This window comes from Ruegeria lacuscaerulensis, from assembly GCF_013034685.1.
GTDB classification, from domain to species: domain Bacteria; phylum Pseudomonadota; class Alphaproteobacteria; order Rhodobacterales; family Rhodobacteraceae; genus Ruegeria; species Ruegeria lacuscaerulensis_B.
Window position 1 is genome coordinate 357,591 of sequence record NZ_WQGO01000006.1, and the last position, 25,123, is coordinate 382,713.

Consider the following 25,123-nt stretch of genomic DNA (forward strand, 5'->3'; position numbering starts at 1 on the left):
ATAGGGCACGATGTGCTTTTGTTAAGCGTAAGCCTTTGGCTTGAGCAGGAAGGAAGACAAGTTGAATACGACCCTCACACTTGTGACCGTGTTGTTGATGCTGCTGTTGCCAGGTGCTGCGGTGTCACAAGTCGACCCTGCGACGATGCTGGCCGGGGCTTCGGGGTCAGAAATCGTTATCGAACGCCGGTGGACGCAGTTTCGTGGCAAACAGGAACTGTATTTCTTTACTCTCGATGTGATCGTCACGATCATTCTGGCTGGCTTGATCGTCTATCATCCGGTGAGACGTAAAGCCCGTAGAAGCGTCCGCGACATAGTTATGCCAAGGCTTTTCTTCCTGTATGCGCTTATCGGCATGGCGGTTGGTTTTCTGGTGGTTCAGCACGGGTCAATGATCGGGTTCGTGATCTTTGGAATAGGAGCCCTGTTGAGGTTCCGATCAAATATGGATGACCCGGTCGACACGGTGGAAATGATTATAGTGACCGTGCTTGGGCTGGCGGTAGGGCTGGGCTTGCCCTTGATGGCCACATTGGTGGCGGTTGTATGTTGGTGTTTCATTTGGCTCGGTGGGCGAAACAAGGGCGTGGAAATTTCGCTCAAGGCTTCAGACGAAGAGCACTCATTGAAAGTCAGCGGAGCCATTGAAGCCATGGCCGCAGACGCTGGCTGGAAGCTGGTCAGAAAACACCACGTCCCCGGAAAGTCTCGCGTCTCATTGCTTTTCATCACCTCGGGAGGGCTTTCAGAAGCCCGGATAGAAGAGATGATAAACGATCTGGTCCCTGAAAAAGTTGAGCTGAAACTCAACCTCTAGTCATTTCACAAGGTCTAAGCGTTTCAGCACCGCATTCGGGGATCTGATCTCTTTCGGAAGCGACTTGAAGTTTACCGACCTTTCGAAATCGGGTCCTCGATATACTGCTATCCCAAACTCTCTGTTCGGCTGGAACGTAACATGAGTGAAGCTGTGAGGTGATCTGGCGCTATCGCCAATAAGCCGCCGCGGACCACCTCCCAAACAAGCTTGAGAGACATAAGCCACACCGTCTTTCCAACCGGGATAGAAGGCATGATGGTGGCCTGACAGATGCAGAACGACACCGCTTTCCAAATAGATTTTTTCAAGTGTCGGATCACCGATGATTTCGCGCTCGCGCTGGATCGCGAAGGGCCAAAGTGGGAGGTGACTGAAAGTGACAATCGGGTCCCCGTCTGCACCCAGTTCCTGTAGCCGGTCCTGCTGATCACCGGATAGCGGGCCCAGGGTCGTTGCATCCAGAGACGCAAACGTAATGCCCTGCATCTCAAATGCGTAGAAGAACGGGTAGTCATCCGAAACCAGGAAGTCGACGCTTGGTTTTCTCGGAGTCCATTCCTCTGCGTATATTTTTCTTTCACGCTCGAACCCTCGGTAGGCGGAGGCATCATGGTTTCCTGGTGTGACCGCAAATGGAATGCCGGCAGCCTCTAAAGGATCTGATACGGCCTCGTGAAACGCCTTCCACATCTCTCTGACCTGTTTGTCTGACAAGTTGGGAATGCGCTGTCCCGCGACCATATCGCCCGTCGAAATCACCAGATCTGGATCAATCTCGACTATCCGCTTAATCGCCTTGTCGACGCGGGCATCGTATTTCACCGAACCATAGCTGCCGTTCAGATCCGATATGACGATAACATCCAATGCCGCCGCTTTGCAGGCGATCAGAGTGGTCCAAATGAACGCCGCGAAAAGCGTAGAAAGCCTACGGGTCATTGCAATCCACTGTCTCTACCTCGGTGTTGTTTCTCAAAAAGAATGCGACAGGATCCAAGTCGAACATCAAATCGCCATTTGAGCAATTGTCCTGGAGAATGGACGTTGCCAGCTCGGTGTTTTTTACAACTTGTGCAATCTGCCTGTCTGACAACCCAAGGCTTTGCGATAGCCAGCCGTAGACGGGACCTTGAGATTGAAGATCACTATTCAAAGCGACCAAGCGCCGATACACGCTTGGAGAGAAGTGCCGCATTTTCTCCAGCATTTGAGTGGATTTCGCGAAGTTGGCATACTCGACCCGCCCACCAGCATCGTTGTCGTTTAGATTGCTGCGACGGATCAATAATGCGTCGGCGGGAATATCTCCATCGTTTGGCTCATGGTGTTTGGCTTTCTTGTGCTTCAGCTTTCCGTCTTCGACCCAATACCAATAGGGTGTGAAGTCTATGTTTCCTACGCGGTCCTGCTGGCTAAAGATAAAGTCGAGGAGAACAATCTCGGTCAGTTCTTGCATCCAAAATGCCATCTGTTGGTCACTGACATCGGGACCGAGATCCTTGTTGATCATCCGGTCTTTTCGGCCTTCTTTCACGCCCTCTGCAATGGCCTCTAGCAAGGGTTTTGAAGATCGCAAAGCCAAGAAAGCGGGGGTTTCCTGAAAATCGCGGTTCTGACCTTTCCCCCAACCAGATTTGCGGGTGCCGTTGATTTCCGAGCCGTATCGATGCCCGGGACTGTCAAGCAGTACACCGTAAATTTGCGTTCGATCCGAGGTGAACAGATCATCTGTCGGTTGGTATGAGTTCGGGTCGGAATCCGCAGCTGCGAAGACCCGCCAGCCTTCATGGTTCATGCGCCCGCCATGAGAGCCACCGGAAATCGCAAGGCCAGGTTCGGCAACCTCGGAAAAATGCGCCTGGGCGTCCATGCTGCGCCAAACAGCGACTGGAACTTTTACAGTCGCGTCGAAATATCTGGAGAAATGATAGTAAAGCAGTGAAGACGTGGAAAAGGTTCCACTGGTGCCTTTTTGGTTCATGGTGGACTTGAATTTAGCCACCCTGTCCTTAGCCAGATCTTTTGCCGCCTTCCCCTCTTTGCAAGCGTTTCTCTCGAATTCAGAACGGTTCCCCACGTAAGGTCCTTCCGAAATATCGTAGACTGCCATTCCTGGGCTGGTGCTCCAGGTTTTTGGGCAAATAGCAATTTCGGAGGCATAGAAATCGATCTCGCAATAGGCCGTTTCTTCCTCAAGATCGCTTTTCTTATACTCGCCCGTTGGAACTTTTTCGATCCGAATACAGCGTTCAGTAACGCCGTTGGGACTATCAAATGTCGTGGCTTCACCGAGAACATCGTCGTTCGCCCACAAGACAGTGGGTGCAATTAAAGCAAGTGACCCCAGAAGATTGAACTTCATTTGGATAGTCCTCCCAATATCATTTGGGGCAAATCGCTGCCTGTTGCTCGTTGGAGATCTTCAATTTTGGGTCGACACTGAAGTTGGAAAATTTTGAGTCAATCCACTGGTCGCACCCGCCTGAACAAGGGGCTCCGTTTCGGGCATCATTCCAATATTCCTTGGCCCTTTCTTCTGTCCAACCGCAAAACTGAACGAGCGCCATCGCCGACAATGCACCTGAGGAATGAACGCCCCACATGCAGTGCACCAGAACAGGGCCCTTTCCAGGGTTTTTAATCACCTCGTGTATGGACGCCATGACAGCATCGGGTCGAGAGGATCTGGCGCTCTGATAGTCAAAGGATCCGTTTCCGCAGCTGGTGCGACCGTATTCAGTGTTTTTGCCGAAGTCGGCATAAAACCCGGTTGAAAACCCTTCGCCGCACAGAGTTTCGCGTTGACCTTCACTTAGGCCAGTTCGATCCTTGTCGCCGCCCTTGAAACCGGATCGATACAACACTCCGCTTAAGACTGGGCGAAAGAAAGCGACACCATCAATGCCTCCGTCACCACCCTTTGAAAGCATTTGACTTTTGCTTGGACCGCCATTTCGACTGGTCACGTCAGAATTCGCAGCGGTTGCGAGAACACCAATGAATATGAGGGACGCCAAAAACCGCATGCCAAATCCTTTCTATTCTTGAACCTTTAATGCTCAAACTCTTGCGACCTGATAGTCTCTCGGAAAGGCTAGTTCATGACAACCATATCAAGTGGGCAAATAGCTTTCCGCTGTGAAACTTTAGATGGGCCACACGAGATTGATGATAACGACGACTACGAAGTAGGCTAGAACAACTTTCCAGTTCCATTGGTGCTTGTTTTCTTCGTTGATCACGCCAGCCGATTTCAATGCCAGGTTAGTGATGATTAAGGCGACAACGATGACCGCCGCGTGTGCCAGGTCGAATTGCAAGTTTGGGCTCCTTCTCTTGGATTTGGGATTGATGGAAATTTGTCAGCAGTCACCTGATGGCAGCATAGCTACATCTGAGTACCTTCCCTCAGACGTCGTGATCTGAGCACATGCACCTGTATCCTTGTTAAACCAGTACGAGGTCAGCCCTTCGCTTCGGATGAGTTCAAATCCGAGACTTTGGATGCCCATTTCAGCTTGGCCCGCTCTTGCCCCTTCAAATGGCGAAAGATCGCTAGAGCTGCCCACAGTTGGTGCACTTGCATCCACCGATCCGCCACTCTCTTCGCATGCTGCAAGTGCAGAAATACATACCGCGCCGATCACCATTAGGACATTGGTTCTCATGTGTTTTTCCTGGCTGTTTTGGGAACGTGTTCAAGGGCTTCTGGTCGATCACCTATTCAATTCCGAAAATTACGTTGTAGCCGACGGAAGAGTTGCTGCGATTGATAACCTCCACAACATGATCACCAGATTGCCAAAGCTGCCCTCGATACTCCTTGTCCGCCGACATTAATCCCAACAGTTCAGAACCATCGGGGTTACGAATAACGTAGTCTAAGGAGCCATTTCGCGGAGCAACGCGGACGTAAAGAAACTGTTCGTTTTTTGCCCCGAGAACATATTGCTGTGACGCTCCGGGCGCGAGTTCACCAACGAGTTCGGCGCCGGTGGAACCAGCATCGAATTTGACACGTTGGCTACCAGTAGACCCGGCGGCGCCTGCCATGGCTCCACCGCCATCATCCATCGCTTCGACAACCGACATCTCGCCGATGCTACCATCCTTGTACGCGATGCAGCGCCAAAGTGTTCCGCCTGCGTCTCGTAGCATGACGAGCGTGCCCGCTTCTGAGAACTCTGAGCTTTCAATCGTACCTGATTGACCGTCTGGTCCTCCAACCTGTCGCAAATGATCGATACACGCGTCGTCTGCTTCAGACATTGCAAAAGAAGCCGTGCCTGCGATTGCGAACATCGGTGCGAGGAATTTGAGTACAGCGAATTTCATCAGATGGTCCCTTGCTGGCTGATCCTTAGAGTTTTGTTCCGTACAAAGCGGAACCTCACTTCGCGTCTCGTAACTTTGACAGAAATTCATCGCATGCCTGCGCGCTGCCGACGATCTCGTCCGTCGTTTCAATTCCTTGCAGTGACGCCATTTCCGAATTTACGCGGTTGAGGATCTGATCCGCTTGCTCGGCGGTGATAAGGTTCTCAGCTTGTGCTCCTTTCAATGTGGTGCAGACACCGGCGGACAAGCCTGTCGCAACGCCGACACCCACCGCGGCCCCGCCACCCAAGGTCATCGCCCCAACCACGCCGAGGACGAGCCCGATCACAATTCCCAAGATTACTTTTCCCATGTTTTCCTCCCTTTTGGTGAGAAAGAGTTCAGCCACCACTACTGGCGCAATCTGCGTGCCCATCTGCAAATCAAAACCAGCGCTAACAGGTTGAGCGCCGGAGCAATCGCCGCGAACCACGGCTTGGCGGAATCCGAAAATAAGTCCGCCACAAGTATCCAAGGTAGTCCCAACGGCAGCAGGAACACTCCGGACAAAGGGTCTCGTTCCTGTCCCAACCAGCCAAATGTGCCCGTCAAGAATGCAACCAACGCCAATAGGTACATGACCGCGAATACGATGATGGTGGTTCTACAAACCAAGTCGAGCCTCAGCTGATCAAGCCAGTGCTGCGCAGCCGTTTTCAGCTACGCAGCAGACAGGTCACAATGCGCCTTCGTCGCCCAGGAACTCGATACCAGCTGTCGCGCCATCACTGTAAGCAATGCAATTCCAAGGAGCACGATCCTCGCCAACGCCGACTGTGACCTGTGTTCCCGCCTCGCTAAACGCGGATGAGAGCACCACGACTTGCGAATTGTTCGTCGTGTTAGCTACATCTCGCAAACACGCCTGCTGAGCCGGCGTGAGCTCGGCGGACGCGCTTGATGTACTCGTATCGTCGCAGGCCGCAAGCAGTGCGAAACATGTGGCGCCTGCAATCATCACCATCTTGTTAGACATTTTCTTCTCCCTCTGGTTCCCTTGAAATTAGTGAAATTGGATGCGCTTGTTTGATGCTCCCGCGTCTGTGCAGCCAATTGAACATACCTTGATCCTGTGACTACCATTCCCAAAACTTGCCGCGGGGGGCTTGGTCGGCGGGAAGATATTTCGTTGACTATCGGGGCCGACAATAACGTGTGAAGGCCGAATGACGTCACTGGCAAATGCTAGAGCAAACTCTGGACAGAGGGCGAGTACGTTTAGTCTGAGCATCGCGTCCTCCCAGCGCTCAATCATTGTAAAGTGCCTTCCGACCGCCAGCACTCACTCCAGCAGTCGGAAGGGCTCGGCACAGCGAGCAGCAACGACAATAACGGAGGTAAAATAAAGTTGTGTCGAATTCGCATGTTTGAATCTAATTTCTAATAAATCAATATTTTTTCCGCGCGTAAGTTTCTCTACGCTCTCGTACGATAGGCCTCTGCGTTCAAACAAAAAAGTAAGTGGGAGCTACGAGTGTGTTCCCCTGAGCGGCGAAGCGATTTGAGGCCGCACAAAAACAATGAAGGGATTGAAAGATGGGATTTGGTGAAGCCGTTAAGACGTGTTTCTCGAAATACTTCCAGTTCTCCGGTCGGGCTATACGCTCAGAATACTGGTGGTTCTTCTTGTTTGTGGTTGTCGTGAGTGCTGCCTTAGCTGTGCTGGATACGATTATATTCGGGACCAACCCCGAAACAGGCCAGGGATCTCGGGTCCTGTCCTCTGTTTTCCAGCTGGCTGTTCTCATACCTATGCTGGCCGCCGGTTGGCGAAGGCTGCATGATACAGGACGACCTGGCTGGTATTTGCTGCTGCCGATGGCGCTCAGCATTACAACGCTATTTGTTATGCTGGGTGGGGTAGCGTTCTTTTCGGTATTGGAGCAAGGGACCGAAAACCCCGATGCATTGCGAGGACCTGCGGCCGTCCTGGGCGTGACCGGTATTGTTGTTGTCTCAATCCTTCAATTGGTTCTGTCCATTCTGATGATCTGGTGGCTGACACGACCTTCCCAAGAAGGCGCAAACGAATACGGCGAACCTGTTTCCTGATCTGGCTGTCCGGGCAATTGGCTGGAACTTCTGCTGAACGACAGTGCGAACCGTAACTCAATGGAGAGAAAAAATGAGCTGCAAAACCATTTCCATTGGAATGCTACTGATGGCAGTGGCGACCACAGCATCAGCGGAGTGGTCGTTCAGCTCCGGGCCCAACCCCAATGCATTTATTCAGACAGGAAACATGACGCTGGAACTTCAGTGTGACCGTATTCGCTTTGCTCCGGCTGGATTCGAGGACAGCCAGGACATTGCGGACAAGCAGGGGCTTTCCATTCGTTTCTTGAAGAACGGCACCACCGAAGTTGGAGCATTTCAGGTTGGCGCAGAAAACGCTGCCGTGCAGATCGTCGACAACTATCCCGTCGAGGTCAGTTTCAATAGTCAGCCGGACTATGGTTTTGTTCTGGACCAGCTTGCGGCCAATGCATCGGTTAATCTGTCGATGATTGATCAAGATGTCAGCTACGGAATCTTTGACTTAAAAGGTTCCAGCGCGGCAATTCGGTCCCTTCGTTCCGCCTGCGATTCAGGTGCTAGCCAAGGGGCCTCCTACGAAGCACCCGAAGGCATTGTCTATTGTGGTGGCGGAGCGATAAAACGCCAAATCGAATATGTAATTCTGGACAATCCAGAGGGGGAGTGGGACGCGCGAGTAGCGGTTAACGGCGATTCGATCAGAGCCATGACGGTCTACAGTTACTTCGGAAACTCTGAGCCGCCGGCGGGATTTGTTGTCGCCCTGCTTGGGGAAGACAGGTCCGAATTTCTGATTTTTAACGAAGGCTCGGCAAACTGGCTGGAATACGGGGACTACAGGTATGAACAATGCAACTGAAGCCACCTTCCAACCGGCTTCCCAATTGGCAAGCTACTTGAAACGTTTGGTATCTGCGATCCTGCTTGGTTCGAACCTGGTTTGGACCTCACCAGTTGTCGCGGCTGACGTTTCGCAACTTCCAACCGGTTTGCGAGCAAAGGTTGATCTGGCGATGCGGGCATGCGCGGAGTTCAACAACGGTCAGTTTGACTTAGATTGGGGCGCGGTTGAAAGGGTCGATCTCGACGGAGATCTACAACGCGACTGGGTTTTGAATGAGTCTGATTTTGCGTGTTCGAGCACCGCATCTCTTTACTGCGGAACTGGCGGATGCATGTCGCACTTCTTGATTGAAGAGGAGGTTCAATCCTTGCTCAACCAGGGCTGGACGGTTGTTGATTTTGGGCGTCAACGCGTTGTTGTTGCGGATATTCATGGATCCAATTGCGACGGAATAAACCCAACGCCTTGCGTCACCGCTAGTATTTGGGATGCGGACGCTAAGACGTGGCGCTCATCTGCTGGCGATTGGGAATAAGTTGCATTTGAAAATTGCAGATAAGCCACAGCAGCTGGTTTGTTCGATAGGTTCTCCGTGGCACGCAAACTTATGGGCAAATCGTTCAATCTTATGCGCAAATACCGCGCAGAGTTATGGGCAAGATTCCCAGATTTTCTTCAATGAAAACAATGTTGGGAATGCAGCGTTATGAGCGCACCTACAGGATGTTGTAGGTTTGCGCATAACACTTCGCGCACCCCATAAGTTTGCGTAGTTCGCCCATAGTTTTGCGCTACGCGTTTGTCTGCATTAGCGACGAATTCAATCAGTATATGGCTTAGTCGTCGCGGTTATGGCCCTTTGCATTGCTCAATCCCACAAAGGGCCTCCCTAAGGAACCTTGGATTCTCGCGAAGGTCTGCGATGCGCAGAAAGCAGACTTTGCATACCCAACCATGCGACGCGTTTCATCAGTATCTGATCAGAGTATCAAGTATCGCTTGCCGCGTTGCGTCATTATTGTGGAAGATCCTGCCGGCGAGAAACTCAGATGGAAACTCCGGCCACGTTTTGCGCATTTCGGTGATAAGTCGCTGAGCTTCTTCGGTATGTCCCAACTGATCCTGCGCAACGGCTTGGAACAGGAGAGAAGGAGCACTTACAGGCGCACCGGCTGCGGGCGCTCCTTTAAAAGCCTCGACAACCTTCTCGTAGTTCCCGAGCATCAGTTGCGATACACCCCAAATATTTCGTGCGCCAAAGCGGCCCGATCCTGACCTTAGTCTTTCTGGATTGCTAACCTCAGCCGCAAGATCCGGAGCGTTCGCCATGATAGCGGTGATGCCAACAAGATCCAGAATATGACCATCATTCGGCGCAAGCTCGACCGACAGTCTTGCATATTTCACAGCCTCGACCGGTTTGTTTTGGGTGGCCAGTACCCAACCATTTGCACCGTTTGCCCACGCATCGGTGGGAGATAGATCAAGCGCTCTTTCCGACATCTCGGAAGCTTGGCTAAAAAGGTCATCTCTTTGCGCCTTGTCAGGGGACAGCATGGCCAAAGTCGCAAGGACCTGTGCCGATCCGGCATAACCGTCGGAGAGTGCGGGGTCGAGCTCTGCGGTATGCTGAAACATTCCCAGTGCTATTTGCTGGCGCTTGATATCAAAAACAGGAAAAAACATCCCTCGGGCTTGATCCGCAAGATTAGCCGCCTGAAGCCTTGTCAAAGATTGCTCACCAAGAGCAGTTCGCTCAGCCTGTTCGATAGATTGAGCTGTGGGCAAAACCACCTTGTTATCCCGAGTGAACCAAAAGCCAGCCACCGCAATCAACACTAGGCAACCCAGCCCAATTGGCAGCAGTTGCCGTAGACGTCGATGCCCGCCAAGCAGATCGCTGTCCTGAACCCTTGAGTTGTCGCCTCTTGTCGTCCTTGCTTGCGAAAACCGTGGCTTGTATCCGCCGGAATCAACAAAAATTCGAACTCCCTCACCATCCCATTGATCTTCGTAAAACTCATGTAGCAGTCGACGCAGCCGTCTGGCTTCGACGCGGACAAGATTCCGACCACCGGTGCCATCAATGCTCCGGCCGTAGACTTCGACCGCGATTGCTTTGCCGCGAATCTGGGCGCCACGACCCGCGAGAGTCTCTTCGACCACGTAAGTAAGAAATTGCTGGAGTCGAGGCGAAGCCCGGAACACGACGCTGGAAACAACGCTCTGAAGTGCCTGTCGGACAAGCTCCGGCGATGGCGGTGCAACATCTTGATCTATCGGCAATTCATTAGCTTGGTTCAAAGCAAACTCACCCCCAACTCACGGTGACTCACTTGGCGTATATCGTCAACCGCACTCATCTTGATGTGAGAATAGATAGTGGGAACCGGGGATTATCCAGTGACTTGGGAACTGAGTGACGAGCTTCCAGATCTTTCCGATGCGCTTTCAGGGCGTACCGAAACGGATGCGTTGCTCAGCGAGGCAATCGAGGACCTAAGGAAAGTTACTGCGCTGTTGGATGACACATCGATCACAGCCACAGAACGCGCGGAATGGGCCCACATCAGATCGGAACTCGTGAACGAGCTTCGCCGGATGGTGAAGCGCAACCTTCGTAGCATTTCCAACTAAGGGCACAGCCATGACAAAAGAAGACAACGGCAAAGAACTTAAGAACGAAAAAACCCAGAAATCTGACGACATCGAAAACCCTTCCCGGCGACACGTTATGCAGGGACTGGCAGCAGGTGCGGTCGCAACCGGCGCAGTTAGCTACGGTTCAGGAGCTGCACAGGCACACCCCAGCGATGGACCACTAGGCGAAAGCCTAAAAAACCCGTACGGCGGCCGGCCTGCCGGGGGTATCACTTTGCCCGAGTACTTCCGTCCCACGAAATACATGACAGGCTCGAACGCGAATTATTTCCCGCTATCCGAGGACCTCGGGCCCGACGAAATGCGGATATCGTTCTGTGGTTCCACCCCATTTCCGCCCCGCGAAGATCAGGCTGGCACCTGTATCATGGTCGAACTGGGTAACGGAAAGCGTTTCTTCTTCGACTTCGGCTCGGGCTGCGTCCGCAACATTATCGGGATGCAGGTTCCGGGTCAGTTGATCAACGACATCTTCATTACGCACCTGCATGTCGATCACTATGCCGACATTCCTTACATCTACCCGTTTCGGGCTTGGTCCGGCGGGTACACACCGCTGCGCATTCACGGTCCATCTGGTCGGACACCCGAGCTTGGTACAGCCGGAATGGTGAAAGGTATGCAGCAGATGCTCAAATGGCATCTCGAAGCTTTCGATGTTTTCCCAATCGGCGATGGCTACGAGATCGAAGTCAATGAATTCGATTTCCGCCAAGAAGGTGGCATCGTCTATGATGAAGATGGCGTGACTATACGTTCCTGGCCGCGCAGCCATGCCAAGGACGGCGCTGTCGGATATCGGTTGGATTGGAACGGGCTTAGCTTTGTTTGGACCGGCGATGGACGTCCCGATGAACTGAGCCTTGAATACGGAAAAGGCGTCGATGTGTTTGTGACCGAAATGTCGGGACAGGACATCGGGCAATTGATGACCTACAAATACGGTCTGCCTCAAGAGCTGTTTAACTACACAATCGATACGCACCATACTTCTCACTACGCTGTTGGTAAGATGATGGCTGAGGCGCGCCCACGGCTTGCAATGGTGACCCACTATACGCAAGACGAGGATATCGATGCCGAAATGCTCGCGGGAATCCGAGCCCATTATGATGGGTTGTTCGCCTGGGGGTTGGATGTCGCCGTCGTCAACGTAACCAAGGATGCAATCTGGTATCGGAAGGCGACGCTTCCCGGAAAATCTGGCTCGGTCGCGCCATTCCGCGAATTGGGCAAGATGGAAGCAGAAGGCAAGATCACGTTGCCGGATGAAATCAAACCGCCAGCACCGCGATCATCACGTGCCGAACAGCAGGACCAGAAATACCGCGATATGGAGATTGATCCCAAGGAATACTATCCAGCTGACGTATTCCGAGCCCCCGATCCAGAGTGGCCCAGTGATTTCGTAATCAAGGTCGATGACGTCATCCCAAACCGCAAGAAGAAGGCGGAGTAACGACATGATCGAGTTTGGGTCGTCATCTGCAATCCCCGTAACGATTCTTACCGGCTTTCTCGGAGCCGGTAAGACAACACTTTTGAACCGCATCCTGACAGGCAATCACGGGTTGCGGGTTGCGGTTCTGGTGAATGACTTTGGATCAATAAATGTTGACGCCGACTTGGTGGTCGGTCTCGAGGATGATGTGATGAGTTTGGCAAATGGCTGCGTTTGCTGCTCGATCCGAGATGACCTGATCGAAACGGTAGAAGCCGTTCTCGCCCGGCCCGAGAAACCGGAATACATCGTCCTTGAAGCAAGCGGAGTGTCGGACCCGTCATCAATTGCAATGACATTCACCGATCAGAAGTTTCGGGACATGATCCGCTTGGACAGCCTTATGTGCCTGGTCGATGCTGAACAGCTCTTTTCTGCGCCGGAACAAATGGAACTGAAGCTCCGTCAAATCGCGTTCTCGGACATGGTTATTTTGAACAAGGTCGACCTCGTCGACAGGGCGGCTGTTCAAAGGGTGCACGATTGGCTCGGGTCTCGCTTCCGTCGGTATCGTCTTGTCGAAGCTGTCAATGCGGATGTCCCACTGGATATTCTTCTTTCTGTTGGCCGCTTTGCCGCCGAACAGCTCGAAACAGAAATACCCGATCATCACAAGCATGGACCGGATTGTGGTTGCCACCATTCTGATCACTCGGAAAGCTTCTCAACAACTATGATGAAAGCTGAAAGCCCGATAAGCTTGTCTTCCCTTCGGAGCGCAATTCGAAAGCTTCCTGGCGACGTTTATCGCCTGAAGGGCTTTGTTTTTAGCGAGGAGGATCCAGATCATCGCATTCTTGTACAGGTTGTCGGAAAACGCATGGACATCGCAAGGGATGGCGCATGGGGCCACCGAAAACCCGAAACAAGGCTTGTTGCAATAGGTGCACCCGGAGCTCTTTCGGAATACGAGCTTTCCGATACGTTGTTAGCAAGCGCATAGAGGCAAGTTCGACAAAATTTGTTTGCGTGTGTTTCTTGAATTCCAACACGTAACAGCTCGAAAGCCCGCAACGCCGAGGACCAAATGTGGAGAAATACCCTATTGCTTAAGCAGTTTAGGAAATGGAGCCAAGCGATCAGATTGCTTGCACTTGCCACTGCGATTGCCTTGTCGGGAACGGCTGTGCGCGCGCAGGACGTCTCAAGTCGAGAACTTGAAGATACAACCTCAAACCTCGGACTACCGAGCTCAGCTGGAGGACAAGATGCCGAGTTGCTTTCCGCGTTCCACGGGCTTGAGGCGTTGCCCCGCGTAGCAAATCTCATTTGCAGAGGTTCCAGGGGCAAAGACGGGATGCCTGTCATCTTTTCAACCGAGGTAGATCTGGAAACTTTGCAGGCTGGTGACTTCAGAGTCGCAACAAAGTCAGGCCAGATCGGAACAATGCATTGCGCGTCAGTGTTGCCTGCTACTGATCCCGGTGAATTGCGCACGGTGCTTCTCATCGGGGATTTTGGGAACGCCTCCGAGGATGCACCGGTTGCAGTCGAAGTTATTGGACATCTTCATTCCATCGATGGAACACTTGATTTTCGCGGTGCCACTGTCGCCGTGACTCCGCTGGAAGACGGCCCCTCAATGATCTTTGCCGAGGTTGTCGAGGATTGGACTTTGGTCGGAAATTTGGGGCCACATCGAACCAGAGGAAGCCTTTGTCCAAGTGACAACATCGTACAGGCCATTAGGGTAACCTGGGCGGGTGGCGTTACGCTGGCGAACGGCAAGGAACCTGGCGATGTGGAACGTGATCTGTACAGTATCATCGTAGAGGCCGAAGAAGGATCTCAACGCACAGTTACGCCCGCCGCGCTTGCCGATCTGGGTGACGGGGACAATAACCACATGCTCTGCCTTGATACAAAGGATCGACCTATCTCGGTGTCTTTCCCGGCTGGTATTCTGACAGACCCGAATGATGATCTGAACCCTGAAACCAGCGTATTTGTCTCAAAACCCAATTAACAAACTGCTTTAAGGTTTGTTCGAATGGACTTTTAGCCGAAAATGCCCGGCCGGGCCGGTTGCGGGTATTGCAGCGGTAAATGCGAATGAACGGACTTGTTCGCCTCTCGGACATTGCAAACTCGGTTTTGAAGGTCCGCTTTGGGCTGATAGTTCTACTCTCGGGGTTCGCGCAAAAAAGGCCGCTCGAAAGCGGCCTGATGGATCACACCTCGGTGGCTTCCGCGATGGCGAGTGCGTCTTCGATGTCTACACCCAGGTAACGCACTGTACTGTCCATCTTGGTGTGACCAAGCAATAGCTGCACTGCTCGCAAGTTACCTGTTCTACGATAAATCTGCGCCACTTTTGTGCGTCGCATTGAATGGGTCCCATATTGGCTGGGATCAAGCCCAATCGAAGCGACCCATGACTGAACCAACCTCGCGTACTGACGAGTAGAAATATGCAGCCGATGCTGAAAACGCCCTGGCCACAAGTACTCGGATCTTTTCATCGCAGGTTGTTTCAGCCAATTCAAAAGCGAGTTTCGCGTACCACTACTAGTTTCAAAACGAACGGGTATCTTTGTCTTGCTTTGGTTGACAGACGCGCGTTCCTTTACTTGTCCAGCGGCAAATACATCTACAACTTTAAGGCGACCAAGATCGCAACCACGGAGCTTACTATCTATTGCTAAATTGAAGAGTGCTAAGTTCCTATGATCTTCTGAAATTTCTAAGCGAACGCGTATTGCCCAGACATGCCTTGGCAAAAGCGGGCGCTTCTGGCCAATAACCCGACCTTTGTTCCACGCAGATCGGCCAACTCGAATGACGGGTAGATTTAAAGCTTGCATGACGAATACTCCACACCGCCACGCACCACCTCATCGCCCACACAGTGTCAGCGTCTATTGGTTACCATGCTTGGTCTCCGTCATGAAAAATCTGACTTTGTCGAAGCCTGACCGGCGCCTCAAATATGCGATTTGGTATAGGGCGAATAGCAGAACTATGGATTCAATAGATCAGGATGGATAATCTTGGGTCTAGGGGAGAACGGGAGTGGAACGCCGCCTTACCACTATCTTGAGTATTGACGTCGTGGGCTACTCGCGACTGATGGAACGCGATGAGGCAGCGACGCTGGCAGCACTAAAGTCGCATCGGTCTGAACTCATTGACCCCTTTGCGGCGAGTTATGGTGGCAAGACGATCAAATTGATAGGTGATGGTGCTCTACTGGAGTTCGAAAGCACCGTACAGGCAATGAAATTTGCCGTTTCTGTTCAAAACGAAATGCTCTCTCGAAATTCGGACGTTCCAGAAAGCGAACGAATTGTGTTTCGGATCGGCATCAATATCGGAGATGTGATTGCCGAGGATGGAGACATTTATGGTGATGGCGTCAATGTCGCCGCTCGACTTGAAGGCTTGGCTGAGCCTGGAGGTATTTGCATTCACCGCAGCGTAAGGGACCAGGTACAGGACAAGCTGGATCTGAATTTCGAGGATCTGGGTGAGACCGAAGTCAAAAACATAGGGAGACCAGTCCGAGCCTTCGAAATCGTTCTGGATGACAAGGCCAAGGCTTTGGCTTTATCAAAACCAATTGCGCATACGAAACCAACGATATCCAAGTGGGTGCCAACTCTAATCGGTGCAGCATGCATCTGTTTGGTGCTGGTTTCGGTCGTATGGTGGCGATCCAGAGATGCGGCACCCCTGACCGAACAAGAGGAGTTTGCGCTTGCCATCCCAGACGAACCGTCCATCGTCGTTTTGCCCTTTGAGAACCGCTCAAAAATTGAAGAGGTCGGCTATCTGGCAGAAGGTTTTGGAGCAGCAATCACGACGCAGCTTTCGAAGTTTCCACAGCTATTTGTGATTGCTGGTTCTACTTCGATTACCTTTGCGGACAGCTTGGCCAAACCGCGAGAAATAGGTCGAGAGCTCGGTGTGCGATATGTTCTGTCAGGTAGCGTTCAGAGCGTTGGCGAGAATATTTCGATTAACTCAACACTGATAGAGACAGAGTCGGGGCACGCTCTATGGTCGGAACAATATGACGTTGGCGTCGAAGAATTGTTTTCCGCTCAGGCCGACCTTATTCGGGAAATCGCATCCACCCTAAAAATTGTAGTTGAGGAAGAAGAAATCGCTTCGCTTAGGAAACGGCCAACCGATGATCTAGAAGCGTATGAACTTTTTCTGAGGGCTGTCGCCAAAAGCAAGCTGCTGAATACTGCGAGTCGGCAAGAGGCAATTGAACTACTGGAACGAGCCATAGTGCTCGATCCAGACTACCTTTCTGCACATATTGAATTGAGCGGTCGCTACCTTAGTCTTTGGCGCTTTGGTGGGTCGGACGATCCAGAAACCGCGCTGAACAAAGCCCGCAGGCACGCACAGCGTGCGTTGGAACTGGATCAATCGGACTATCGCGTTCAACACCGCTTGGGCCAGCTACATTTGTTTGCTGACCACGATCATCAACTCGCATACCAGGCATTTCAGCGGGCAATACGGGAGAACCCCAATGATCCTGAGGTTCTATATGGTATGGGCTTTCTACGGTCGCTTATGGGTGAGCCAGCCGAAGCGATTGAGTGGAACAACAAGGCAAAAAAGGTCAACCCGCGTTATCCCGGCTGGTACAATTTTAACGCGGCACTTTCTCATTTCTTAATCAGAGATTACAAACAGGCAATTCTGCTGGCAAAAACCGGTATCTCAACTTATCCAAAGTCGCTTCCTCCGCGCCGTATCTTGGTCGCAACTCTTGCTGAAATGGGACGTCTGGAAGATGCACAGGTTGAAGCAAAGAAATTACTCGAAATCCGGCCGGACTTCCGTGTTTCTACACACAGAAACACACCCTTTATGCATACTGAGGACCAGGACCGGTATTTTGGTGCGATGGTTGCTGGTGGATTGCCCGAATAGAAAGGTTTTCATATCCCGGATACTGGCTGTATGCGCGGTTTCCACTTTTGGTAGCATCGTTGCATGAACGGACCAATCCGCTCCTCGGGATCAACAAACATCGCTGTTGAATGTCTGGTTTGGGCTGCGAGCGGTCAATCATGCTCATCGCAGAAAATGGCAGCGCTGAGCCGAAAGCCGAAAGATTCCTACTTTTGTCGAGCTAGTACCTCGGCGGCCCGACGAACTGCGAGTACCGCTGTGGCGTAATCTCCCAAAGAAATCCCTCTGAAAGCGAATGCAGCCGGTTTCTCGCTAAAAGTGGTATCGACTGCTCCCGAGACAATTTCCGTCAAATCTCCAGTTACTTGATGATATGGCAGCATTGGTTTGTCGCTTTCAGATTCCTGTTTTCGGTCGTCAACAATAACAGTTTTGAAGGCGGTCATACCCTCTGGAAGCCACGGAATACAGGCATCTGTAATGGCGGCGAAGGCAGTCGGCTTTAGCCATCGGGCATCCAGAAAAGGTTCGGTGGAATAGTCCAAAGTTATTGATGTCACTACCAGATCGGCATCACACAAGGCGTCCTTGGCATTGGCGGCTGTTTGGGCCTCGAGGCCCATGTCCCGAGCCCGGCGACAAAGCTTGTCGACATTCGCTTTGCCACGTCCGAACACACGAATGCTCTTCAAGGGGAAAACCTCGGAAAACGCAACCAAATGGGAGTGAGCTTGCACGCCGGCCCCAACAAAAGCCATTGTCTCAGCAGTAGGATCAGCAAGTCGACGCGCCGCAACAACTGACATCGCCGCTGTTCTGACAGCCGTTACCCAATTTGCCCCTAAAACGGCTCGGAGAACTCCGGTTTGCCCGTCCATAACCATGATTGCACCGTTAATCGAAGGGAGCCCCTTGTCCGGATTATTTGGACACACCGTTACCTGTTTGGTCACGATGAACCCATCATTTCCCACCGCCAAGGTCGACATTGCGTACCGCCCGTCTCCGGGTAATATGGCTGTCTTAGGGGACGTATGAAGCTGCTTTCCCGCCTTGGCTATCAGCGCAGATTCAATCGCGTCGGCAACTTCCGAAGGTTTGATACCTAAACCTTCCAAGTCCTCGTCTGAAAGATAAGTTATTTTGCTTTCAGAAGTCATCTTAGCGCCGCTCCGCTTTACATTCAGGCTTCCCGATTAGGCTATCAAATGGCGTGTTAGCAAAATCTTTAGGTGTCCAGATTGGGACTTCACTCGAGTACATTATTCGTTGCATTGGGATTTCTGTTTTGACGCTTTCGGTCTCAAGTTGTCTCAAGCCACTTGAGTTTGAAAATTGTATGCTCTCCTTCGAGACCTTTAAGCGGGACAGTCATTTGCTCGGCAAACTGAAAATCCTGTGATCCGCCCACCATGATCCGTGTGGCATCCGAGACGCGGATATCACTTGGCGCAGCGAGAGCGGCTATTCGTGCGGCCTTGTTGACAACGGTCCCGAAGTGATCAGCATCAGAAGTAATCACTTCGCCGGTATGCAAGCCGATGCGAACCCGCAACTTTGGCTCGTTTGTTTCCGCCGCGTTCGCCTGCTGGATATTCTGGGCTGCCAGCAATGCTGCCCTTGCGGAAGCAAAAGACGACATCACCCCGTCTCCCAGTGATTTCACCGTACGTCCACCACTCCCGACGATCTGCGTTTCGACAAGTCGCAGATGTCTTCCGAGGGCGTCGCTCCAAAGAGTATCTCCTATAGCCTCAGCGATTTTTGTGCTGTCTGCGATATCGGTGAACATGATGGTCGCTATACCACTTTGCCCGACTTCGTGGGGTGTAGAGAGGGCGGCATCGAGCAGTTCCTCAAAGCCTCTGGCCTCGTACCCAAACCCCTCTACGTTATTGACCGGTATGGAATTGTGAACATGCACAATCTTCCAGGATCCTTTGTCGAGTTTCAGAATAACTGTGGAGCGCAGATGCGCGGACTGTCCTGTCTCAATACCCTCAATAGTTGCTTCCCATTCGACCCAACCGAGCGAACCGCATTCAAATCCTCTCAGTTCCTCTACGTGCCACTTGAACCGTGGAACCTCCCCGATGTATTGCTCCATACCGCGACGTAGCGCATCGCCTTTCCAAGCCTCGCCCTCTGCTGAGCCAAAGTATGACAGGGCAGCGTCATCAGAAAAAAGATGTGCCACCGTCTCACCATCGCCTCGACCGTAGGCGTTGATCCATCGTGCCACTATAGCGGCCAGTTCTGGTGAGGGGCTTATAGTATCTCTCATGTCAGAACGTCGCGTCGACGGCCAGATAACTGCTTCGAAAAATATGACCTTCGCACGTCCAGTTCCTTTTGAAGCGTGTCATGGCATAACCTTTCCCGAGATCTCCATTTCTGAGGTCCTGTCAGTGTAGGCCAAGCCGGGGCGGCCATAAAGACATAGTCAGATTTGTCCGCATCTGAGACATCGGACGAAACCGCGGCGAACGGCCGTTGTTGGTAAGCGCAAACCCTGGCCGCGGTCGCTGGCCATGAATGACCGCTCATCGAGGTTACGGGTCATCCGGAAAAAATCCCAGATGGCCGAGACGACCCCAGAGCGGCTATCTTAATTTATTCAGCGAGCAACGTCCTAAGCAGTAAGCTCTCCGCCAGACTGAAGCCATCGCGCATCGTCTTCCGGAAGCAACTCTGCAAGACGTTTGTGAAAGGCACGAAGGTCTTCGTCTGAAAGCTTGCCCTCCCACTTGCGACTGCTTGCGCTATCGAAGAAGGCTGACGGGTCTTTGAAGGTTGTGGACCGTTGTGTTTTTTCTTTGGCACTCGCGCGCGCATTAGCTTGCATGTTCTCGAATTGCATACTTTCCGCAATTGCGGCCAACATTTCATCGTCAATTTTGAGGCCGAGTACGGAAGCTAGCTTTCTGGTATGAGAGAGTAAATCGCGCCGCATATCGGCGTAGTGGAAAATGTGTATGTTGGGATGTTGGATGTTTGACTTGAAGGACTTGAAGTGATGAACGATGGCCTCAAGGGTGATCCCATCGGCCATCTCCTCTCGAACGGTCTCACCAACAAAAAGTGCGAATGAAGCTGTCGGCTTATCCGGGAACCTGTCTTGGATCAGGTCTTCCTTCAGGTTTGCCACATGTCGGCGCATCGAAAAATGTGCGTCGATTGGGTGTCTGTACACCGCGATGTAGGTGCAATCTGGATCGAAAGGAATGCCGTCAAAAGGCGTATGGGTCTTGATGCATCTTCTGTGGTTTTGAGCTTCGAACATTCGAACTATAGGGAGTTGATCTCGAAACGCAGGGTCGAGCCAAACCGACAGATCATCCATGACCTTGTCCATACCAGGCTTTTCAAACAAGAGCGACAGCACAAGGGCCTGTGTCCATGTTGTTCCGCACTTAGGCGGTGTTGCAACAATCACATCTCCTTGGCGCAGCGCGAACATGTCCCAAATCCGATTGTCGGTGAGACGTGTTCTGTACTCGAATGCCTTTCTTGAAGACGCCCGTATTGTCATTCTGATTTCCGCCAATGGACCCTTACTGAAACGATAGCAAGCATGCGGCACCGAACCTAGAATTTTGATGGCACCCGAGTATGAAGGCTTTTCAAAGTGCCAAGCCAAAACCTTGCATTCGCGGCTAGAAGCTCGTTTTGCCCTCAAGGCAGTCATACGCGGCACCTTGCTCCAGTGTCTGTGCTGCGGTGCAAAGTCGAAATTACAAAGTTCGGTTTTCGAGGTCCGCTTCTGCCTAATTTACCCAAAAGCAAAAAGCTTGCGTGTCGTTATTCGGTCACTGATGTTCATTGAATAATGATCGCGATTTATGCGCGAAACCCCTAATATCCCTTTGACACTCCTTCACAATGGATACGCGGGAGGATTTTGTTTGGAGCGGTACTTGGCTGCCATACTCGTGGCTGATGTTGTTGGCTATAGCGCGCTTGTCAGTGCTAACGAGGAAGCCGCATTGCACACATATAGGGGCCACTTTAGGGCGCTGGAGCCGCATGTCGGCCTGAATGGCGGACGCCTATTCAAAAGAACCGGTGACGGTTTTCTTGCAGAGTTTTCCTCGGTTGTAGATGCGCTGGCATGTGCGGAAACGATGCAACGTCAGATGGCTGAGCGGAACGGGGCGCGCGGGCAAAGTCCGGAAATGCAATTCCGTATGGGAATTCACGCAGGAGATGTTTTTGATGACGACGGTGATGTTCTTGGTGACGGCGTCAACATCGCGGCCCGGCTGGAAGGTCTTGCTCCTCCCGGAGGGATCATCGTTTCAGGTCGGGTTTACGAAGACCTTGTGGGTAAGGTGGATGTATCGTTCACCGAATTGGGGCCGCAATATCTGAAGAATATCACACGCCCTGTATCTGCTTACTCGGTACAAACAGCATTTGCTACTGAATCCCCGATAATTCAATCTCGCCCAGACAAGCCTTCGGTGGCCGTATTGGCGTTTGACAATCTGTCGCCTGACGCTGAACAGGACTACTTTGCAGAAGGTATAGCCGAAGATATAATCACCAGCTTGTCCAGAGTGCCCTGGATATTCGTGGTCGCCCGAAACTCTTCTTTTTCTTACAAAGGGCTTTCGGTTGATGTGCGTCGTATCGGCCGAGAGCTTGGTGTCCGCTATATATTGGAAGGGTCCGTTCGCGGCGCTGGTGGCCGGTTGCGTGTCACGGGTCAGCTGATTGATGCGGAAACCGGGTCTCATGTTTGGGCGGATCGATACGATGGCAAGCTCGATGAGGTTTTTGAGCTTCAGGACCAGATTACCGAGGCTGTCGTGGCTTCGATTGCGCCAGGTATCCGACAAGCTGAAATAGACCGTGCTGCTCACAAGCGCCCTGACACCCTTGGAGCCTATGATCACTTCCTACGTGCGCAATCCTTGATCTACAGGTTCAATTTCACTGAAGCAGACGACCATTTGTCAAAAGCTCTTTCACTCTCAAGTGAGTACCCATTGGCAAGCGCTCTTCGGGGTTGGATCCGCACTTTGCTATGGAACCCGGATACGCGTCCAAACGAGGCCCGATTTGATTGCGCAATTCAGCTGGCACATGAGGCTCTGGCGACATTACATCTTGACCTAGAGGCGCAAGCATATGCCGGTTACGTACTCGCGTTTCTGTCGGAGGATACAGAGTACGGTTTGTCACTTGTGGATCAAGTCGTCGAGAGAAGCCCAAATTGCGTTTCAGCCTGGGGATCCAGTTGCGTACTGCATGGCCTGATGGGCCAAGCACAAACGGCACAGGCACATGCCAGGGAGGCGCTCCGACTTAACCCGAATGACCCACTAAACTACCGGGTCCACATGGGTATCAGCCTGTCGCAAATCGCGGAAGGGAACTGGCGCGATCTAAGAGAAACTGCCCAAAAAATGCGTGCATTTCATAATACTGTGACTGTCTTTCGCCTGAACGAACTTGTGGCGGAAATGGCTCTCGGCAATGGGAGCCGAGCTAGAGAACTCGCACGTATTCACATGTCACGGGAACCCGATTTTAGCGTTTCAATGTTCCGGCATATGCGCGCTCGTATCTCTATCGCAAAACCAGAAATCTATGACGCCTACTATAAAATGCTGGCAGCCGCAGGCATTCCTGATTGACGACACCAGTTGTAGACCAGCGGCAAGTCATAGCAAGCATGCAACATGTGGAAACATATTTTTTGCCGCTGGAAGAATGCCCAATTTGGTCTGCGAACAGTCGTTGAAGTGAATAGCGGCGAACGGCAATCGAACCTTCGCGGCGCTCGGCGTGAACGATTGCTCTGCGGACAAAGCTAACATTGCCACGTTAGATCAGATTAATAGGTTTGCAGTTTCATGCTCTAATCAGAACAGATGCCCATACGTGCGAATTGCATGCTGTCTGTTTTGCAGTTCAAGTTTGGCGTAGATTTTACTTGTGTGGTTTCGAACGGTTTTTTCACTCATTTGAAGACTTCTAGCAATTTCTTTACCACTCATTGCTTGGCAGATGAGTCTCAGCACGTCCTGCTCGCGCTTTGTCAAATCGTTAAAGTCCGTCGTTTGACCGGAAAATGTAAATTCAAGCAAGCTCTTGGAAAAAGCGCGCCAGGCAGGTTCATCGCGTTGGATAATGTGATTTTTTCCCTCTAAAGCAGACATTGTCGCTCCGGGAATATTCTGAGCGAGACGTTGTCCTTCTTCAAACGGAATAACCTGATCGTTCCTTGAATGGATCACCAGTGTTGGAACTGAAACCTTTGGCAATAGACTTTCAACATTAACGTCAGCGCGCGCCATAAGCAGGTCGGCCCCTGTCTCAGGCAAAACGGTCTTTTGGCAAAGTTCTGTAAACCAAGAGCGTTGTTCGGACGGCGCACCAGGAAGAAATCTTGATGTAAATACATCTTGAAACGCTGGGTTGTCATTCTCCCAACCCAGGCGAAATACATCGATAACAGTCTTGTAGTTTTTGGCGGCAACCGATCCGCGGTGGTTGCTGCCCCTTGCATAGCCTCCAACGAGTACCATCCCGGCGACTCTGCCGGGATACCTCAGCGAATACGCGATAGAAGTCGCAGCGCCCTGAGAAATACCCAGAAGATAAATTGGTTCGTCTATTTCAGCGGCGTCGATTACAGCTTCGAGATCATCAACCCAGTAATCAATACCCAGATTCTCAACTCGTTTGTCAGATAATCCGCAGCCTCGCTCATCATATCGAACAAGGGTGAATTGACTTTCTAGCAATTCGATCCAGTGAGACCAAATTGGACTGTCTAGATCATAACTGAGATGCGTGAGCCAGTTAGCCGCCTTTACCATTGGTAGGCCGGATCCGGATTTGCTCCACGCCAGCGACGTACCATCGCTTGAAGAAGTGTATCTAACGGTTCGCATGTCTTTTTTTTAGTCAATTTGGGGCAAATGTCCCATCAATTTCCCGTCGGTTTGAGTCTAGCCGGGACATGTGTCCGATAGGTTGAAGGCCAGATGAGTGACACCGTTGTGAAACTCAGAATGGAGGTCATCACATGAATAAGCAATTTGACGCATCACTACACGCTTGGCCGTGCTGGTCCCAAATATCGCCTGCTCCCTGCGTGGGGCTACATTGTTCTGGCGCTGACGGAAGCCAGTGGCGCAATCTGTTTGCCCGGATGAGCGAAGAAACCAAAACAATAGCACCCGACCTAATAGGAACCCTGTCTAGGGGTCATAAAATCCCGGACGGGCCGTTCACATTGGAAAACGAAGCTGCTTCGATTATCACCGAGATAGAGAAGCTTGGCAGGCCCGCTCACTTGATTGGACACTCCTATGGAGGAGCACTGGCTTTGCATATCGCCAGAGCTCGACCCGACCTTGTTCGATCACTTTGTCTCTATGAACCAACTTTGTTCAGCCTACTGAAAGCCGGAGAGGTGACTGACGGTTTATTGTATTCCGAGATTGTTAGCCTCACAAACGCAATACGAACTGGCATAGAAGAGGGATGCGAAGAGTTTAGCGCACAGGTTTTCACTGATTTTTGGGGAGGACTTGGCTCTTGGCAAGCCCTGAGTCGCGAACGCAGGTGCGCTATGATTGATTGGGTTCACAAAGCCCCAAGCGATTTCGATGCGCTTCTGAAAGAACCTGACCCAGAATACATTCTTTCTGAGGGAGTTCCCTCTACGATCATTCGCGGATCGCAGACGCATGTGCACACAAAGCGCATCGCGGAACTTCTGGCATCCCAAGGCAAGCTTGTTGAACTAAAGGTTCTGAAAGGTGCTGGCCATTTGGGTCCCTTTACCTTCAAGGAAAGTTTCGAGATGGAGGTGCTGTCGCATATTAGAACTGTTGACCGCCGCGACATGGCCTCAATGGAAATCAAGCCGATCAGTAGATCGTGAGCCGGGGACACTGGAAATCTAGAAAAAACGACCGACCGATCTGGGCTGATGTCGTTGAAAAACTCTTCCTTGATTGAGAGGCAAGCTGCTGATTCAATTCTC

25 protein-coding genes are annotated in these 25,123 nt (G+C 51.8%); 11 read left to right on the plus strand and 14 right to left on the minus strand.

Annotated features, from left to right (window positions below; genetic code table 11):
• Nucleotides 1–40: 40 nt before the first annotated feature.
• The gene (locus GOV80_RS17010) at nucleotides 41–820 is read left to right on the plus strand and encodes a DUF4956 domain-containing protein (protein WP_170786503.1); all 780 of its coding nucleotides are present in this window, start codon (nucleotides 41–43) and stop codon (nucleotides 818–820) included.
• On the opposite strand, the gene GOV80_RS17015 is transcribed toward GOV80_RS17010, so the two are convergent.
• The 8 genes from GOV80_RS17015 to GOV80_RS17050 form a co-directional block, all read right to left on the minus strand.
• Nucleotides 821–1,762, minus strand: a complete 942-nt coding sequence (locus tag GOV80_RS17015) for a metallophosphoesterase family protein (RefSeq protein WP_170786505.1) — start codon at nucleotides 1,760–1,762, stop codon at nucleotides 821–823.
• Entirely contained in the window at nucleotides 1,752–3,185 is a 1,434-nt protein-coding gene (locus GOV80_RS17020; RefSeq protein ID WP_170786507.1) for a hypothetical protein, read from the minus strand. The genes GOV80_RS17015 and GOV80_RS17020 overlap by 11 nt, the downstream gene beginning before the upstream one ends.
• Nucleotides 3,186–3,204: 19 nt before the next feature.
• Complete coding sequence (locus GOV80_RS17025; RefSeq protein ID WP_170786509.1) at nucleotides 3,205–3,849, minus strand: protein-tyrosine phosphatase family protein; 645 nt, start codon at nucleotides 3,847–3,849, stop codon at nucleotides 3,205–3,207.
• A gap of 120 nt (nucleotides 3,850–3,969) precedes the next feature.
• Entirely contained in the window at nucleotides 3,970–4,143 is a 174-nt protein-coding gene (locus GOV80_RS17030) for a hypothetical protein (protein WP_157054209.1), read from the minus strand.
• Nucleotides 4,144–4,185: 42 nt separating this feature from the next.
• Nucleotides 4,186–4,491 (minus strand): hypothetical protein, encoded by a 306-nt coding sequence (locus tag GOV80_RS17035; protein ID WP_170418736.1) that lies wholly within the window; start codon nucleotides 4,489–4,491, stop codon nucleotides 4,186–4,188.
• Between the two features lie 52 nt (nucleotides 4,492–4,543).
• Complete coding sequence (locus GOV80_RS17040) at nucleotides 4,544–5,158, minus strand: hypothetical protein (protein ID WP_170408626.1); 615 nt, start codon at nucleotides 5,156–5,158, stop codon at nucleotides 4,544–4,546.
• A 55-nt stretch (nucleotides 5,159–5,213) separates the two neighbouring features.
• Nucleotides 5,214–5,576 carry a hypothetical protein gene (locus GOV80_RS17045; protein ID WP_170470484.1) on the minus strand — a complete coding sequence of 121 codons (363 nt, stop codon included), beginning with the start codon at nucleotides 5,574–5,576 and terminating at the stop codon, nucleotides 5,214–5,216.
• A gap of 300 nt (nucleotides 5,577–5,876) precedes the next feature.
• Nucleotides 5,877–6,176, minus strand: a complete 300-nt coding sequence (locus GOV80_RS17050; RefSeq protein ID WP_170337109.1) for a hypothetical protein — start codon at nucleotides 6,174–6,176, stop codon at nucleotides 5,877–5,879.
• A gap of 560 nt (nucleotides 6,177–6,736) precedes the next feature.
• On the opposite strand from GOV80_RS17050, the gene GOV80_RS17055 reads away from it, so the two are divergent.
• From GOV80_RS17055 to GOV80_RS17065, 3 genes are all read left to right on the plus strand, one after another.
• Nucleotides 6,737–7,252, plus strand: a complete 516-nt coding sequence (locus GOV80_RS17055) for a DUF805 domain-containing protein (protein ID WP_170575351.1) — start codon at nucleotides 6,737–6,739, stop codon at nucleotides 7,250–7,252.
• Between the two features lie 73 nt (nucleotides 7,253–7,325).
• Nucleotides 7,326–8,096: a hypothetical protein gene (locus tag GOV80_RS17060; RefSeq protein ID WP_170786511.1), complete on the plus strand. Its 771-nt coding sequence runs from the start codon at nucleotides 7,326–7,328 to the stop codon at nucleotides 8,094–8,096.
• The gene (locus tag GOV80_RS17065) at nucleotides 8,080–8,616 is read left to right on the plus strand and encodes a hypothetical protein (protein ID WP_170786514.1); all 537 of its coding nucleotides are present in this window, start codon (nucleotides 8,080–8,082) and stop codon (nucleotides 8,614–8,616) included. The genes GOV80_RS17060 and GOV80_RS17065 overlap by 17 nt, the downstream gene beginning before the upstream one ends.
• A gap of 434 nt (nucleotides 8,617–9,050) precedes the next feature.
• Here the strand turns inward: GOV80_RS17065 and GOV80_RS17070 are convergent, their stop codons facing one another.
• On the minus strand, nucleotides 9,051–10,385 hold the full coding sequence (locus tag GOV80_RS17070; protein ID WP_170786516.1) for a tetratricopeptide repeat protein: 1,335 nt from the start codon (nucleotides 10,383–10,385) through the stop codon (nucleotides 9,051–9,053).
• 99 nt (nucleotides 10,386–10,484) lie between these two features.
• Between GOV80_RS17070 and GOV80_RS17075 the strand changes: the two genes are divergently transcribed.
• The 4 genes from GOV80_RS17075 to GOV80_RS17090 all read left to right on the plus strand — a co-directional run bounded on the left by GOV80_RS17075 (nucleotide 10,485) and on the right by GOV80_RS17090 (nucleotide 14,209).
• The gene (locus GOV80_RS17075) at nucleotides 10,485–10,718 is read left to right on the plus strand and encodes a hypothetical protein (protein WP_170786518.1); all 234 of its coding nucleotides are present in this window, start codon (nucleotides 10,485–10,487) and stop codon (nucleotides 10,716–10,718) included.
• Nucleotides 10,719–10,728: 10 nt separating this feature from the next.
• A complete protein-coding gene (gntH, locus tag GOV80_RS17080; protein WP_170786520.1) occupies nucleotides 10,729–12,201 on the plus strand; it encodes a guanitoxin biosynthesis MBL fold metallo-hydrolase GntH in 1,473 nt (490 codons plus the stop codon).
• A 4-nt stretch (nucleotides 12,202–12,205) separates the two neighbouring features.
• Entirely contained in the window at nucleotides 12,206–13,186 is a 981-nt protein-coding gene (locus GOV80_RS17085; RefSeq protein ID WP_170786522.1) for a CobW family GTP-binding protein, read from the plus strand.
• A 354-nt stretch (nucleotides 13,187–13,540) separates the two neighbouring features.
• Nucleotides 13,541–14,209: a hypothetical protein gene (locus GOV80_RS17090; protein WP_214648044.1), complete on the plus strand. Its 669-nt coding sequence runs from the start codon at nucleotides 13,541–13,543 to the stop codon at nucleotides 14,207–14,209.
• Between the two features lie 205 nt (nucleotides 14,210–14,414).
• On the opposite strand, the gene GOV80_RS17095 is transcribed toward GOV80_RS17090, so the two are convergent.
• Nucleotides 14,415–15,047: a tyrosine-type recombinase/integrase gene (locus tag GOV80_RS17095; RefSeq protein ID WP_170786525.1), complete on the minus strand. Its 633-nt coding sequence runs from the start codon at nucleotides 15,045–15,047 to the stop codon at nucleotides 14,415–14,417.
• A 208-nt stretch (nucleotides 15,048–15,255) separates the two neighbouring features.
• Between GOV80_RS17095 and GOV80_RS17100 the strand changes: the two genes are divergently transcribed.
• Nucleotides 15,256–17,136, plus strand: a complete 1,881-nt coding sequence (locus tag GOV80_RS17100) for a tetratricopeptide repeat protein (RefSeq protein ID WP_170786528.1) — start codon at nucleotides 15,256–15,258, stop codon at nucleotides 17,134–17,136.
• Between the two features lie 188 nt (nucleotides 17,137–17,324).
• On the opposite strand, the gene GOV80_RS17105 is transcribed toward GOV80_RS17100, so the two are convergent.
• From GOV80_RS17105 to GOV80_RS17115, 3 genes are all read right to left on the minus strand, one after another.
• Nucleotides 17,325–18,278 (minus strand): ornithine cyclodeaminase family protein, encoded by a 954-nt coding sequence (locus GOV80_RS17105; protein WP_170786530.1) that lies wholly within the window; start codon nucleotides 18,276–18,278, stop codon nucleotides 17,325–17,327.
• Nucleotides 18,279–18,421: 143 nt separating this feature from the next.
• On the minus strand, nucleotides 18,422–19,402 hold the full coding sequence (locus tag GOV80_RS17110) for a nuclear transport factor 2 family protein (RefSeq protein ID WP_237215891.1): 981 nt from the start codon (nucleotides 19,400–19,402) through the stop codon (nucleotides 18,422–18,424).
• Nucleotides 19,403–19,750: 348 nt separating this feature from the next.
• Nucleotides 19,751–20,806: a sulfotransferase domain-containing protein gene (locus GOV80_RS17115; RefSeq protein ID WP_170770834.1), complete on the minus strand. Its 1,056-nt coding sequence runs from the start codon at nucleotides 20,804–20,806 to the stop codon at nucleotides 19,751–19,753.
• Nucleotides 20,807–21,035: 229 nt separating this feature from the next.
• On the opposite strand from GOV80_RS17115, the gene GOV80_RS17120 reads away from it, so the two are divergent.
• Nucleotides 21,036–22,760, plus strand: coding sequence for an adenylate/guanylate cyclase domain-containing protein (locus tag GOV80_RS17120; protein ID WP_170786534.1), 1,725 nt, complete (start codon nucleotides 21,036–21,038; stop codon nucleotides 22,758–22,760).
• 228 nt (nucleotides 22,761–22,988) lie between these two features.
• On the opposite strand, the gene GOV80_RS17125 is transcribed toward GOV80_RS17120, so the two are convergent.
• Nucleotides 22,989–23,948 (minus strand): alpha/beta fold hydrolase, encoded by a 960-nt coding sequence (locus tag GOV80_RS17125; RefSeq protein ID WP_170700179.1) that lies wholly within the window; start codon nucleotides 23,946–23,948, stop codon nucleotides 22,989–22,991.
• A 209-nt stretch (nucleotides 23,949–24,157) separates the two neighbouring features.
• On the opposite strand from GOV80_RS17125, the gene GOV80_RS17130 reads away from it, so the two are divergent.
• A complete protein-coding gene (locus GOV80_RS17130) occupies nucleotides 24,158–25,021 on the plus strand; it encodes an alpha/beta fold hydrolase (protein WP_170568092.1) in 864 nt (287 codons plus the stop codon).
• Nucleotides 25,022–25,123: the final 102 nt, after the last annotated feature.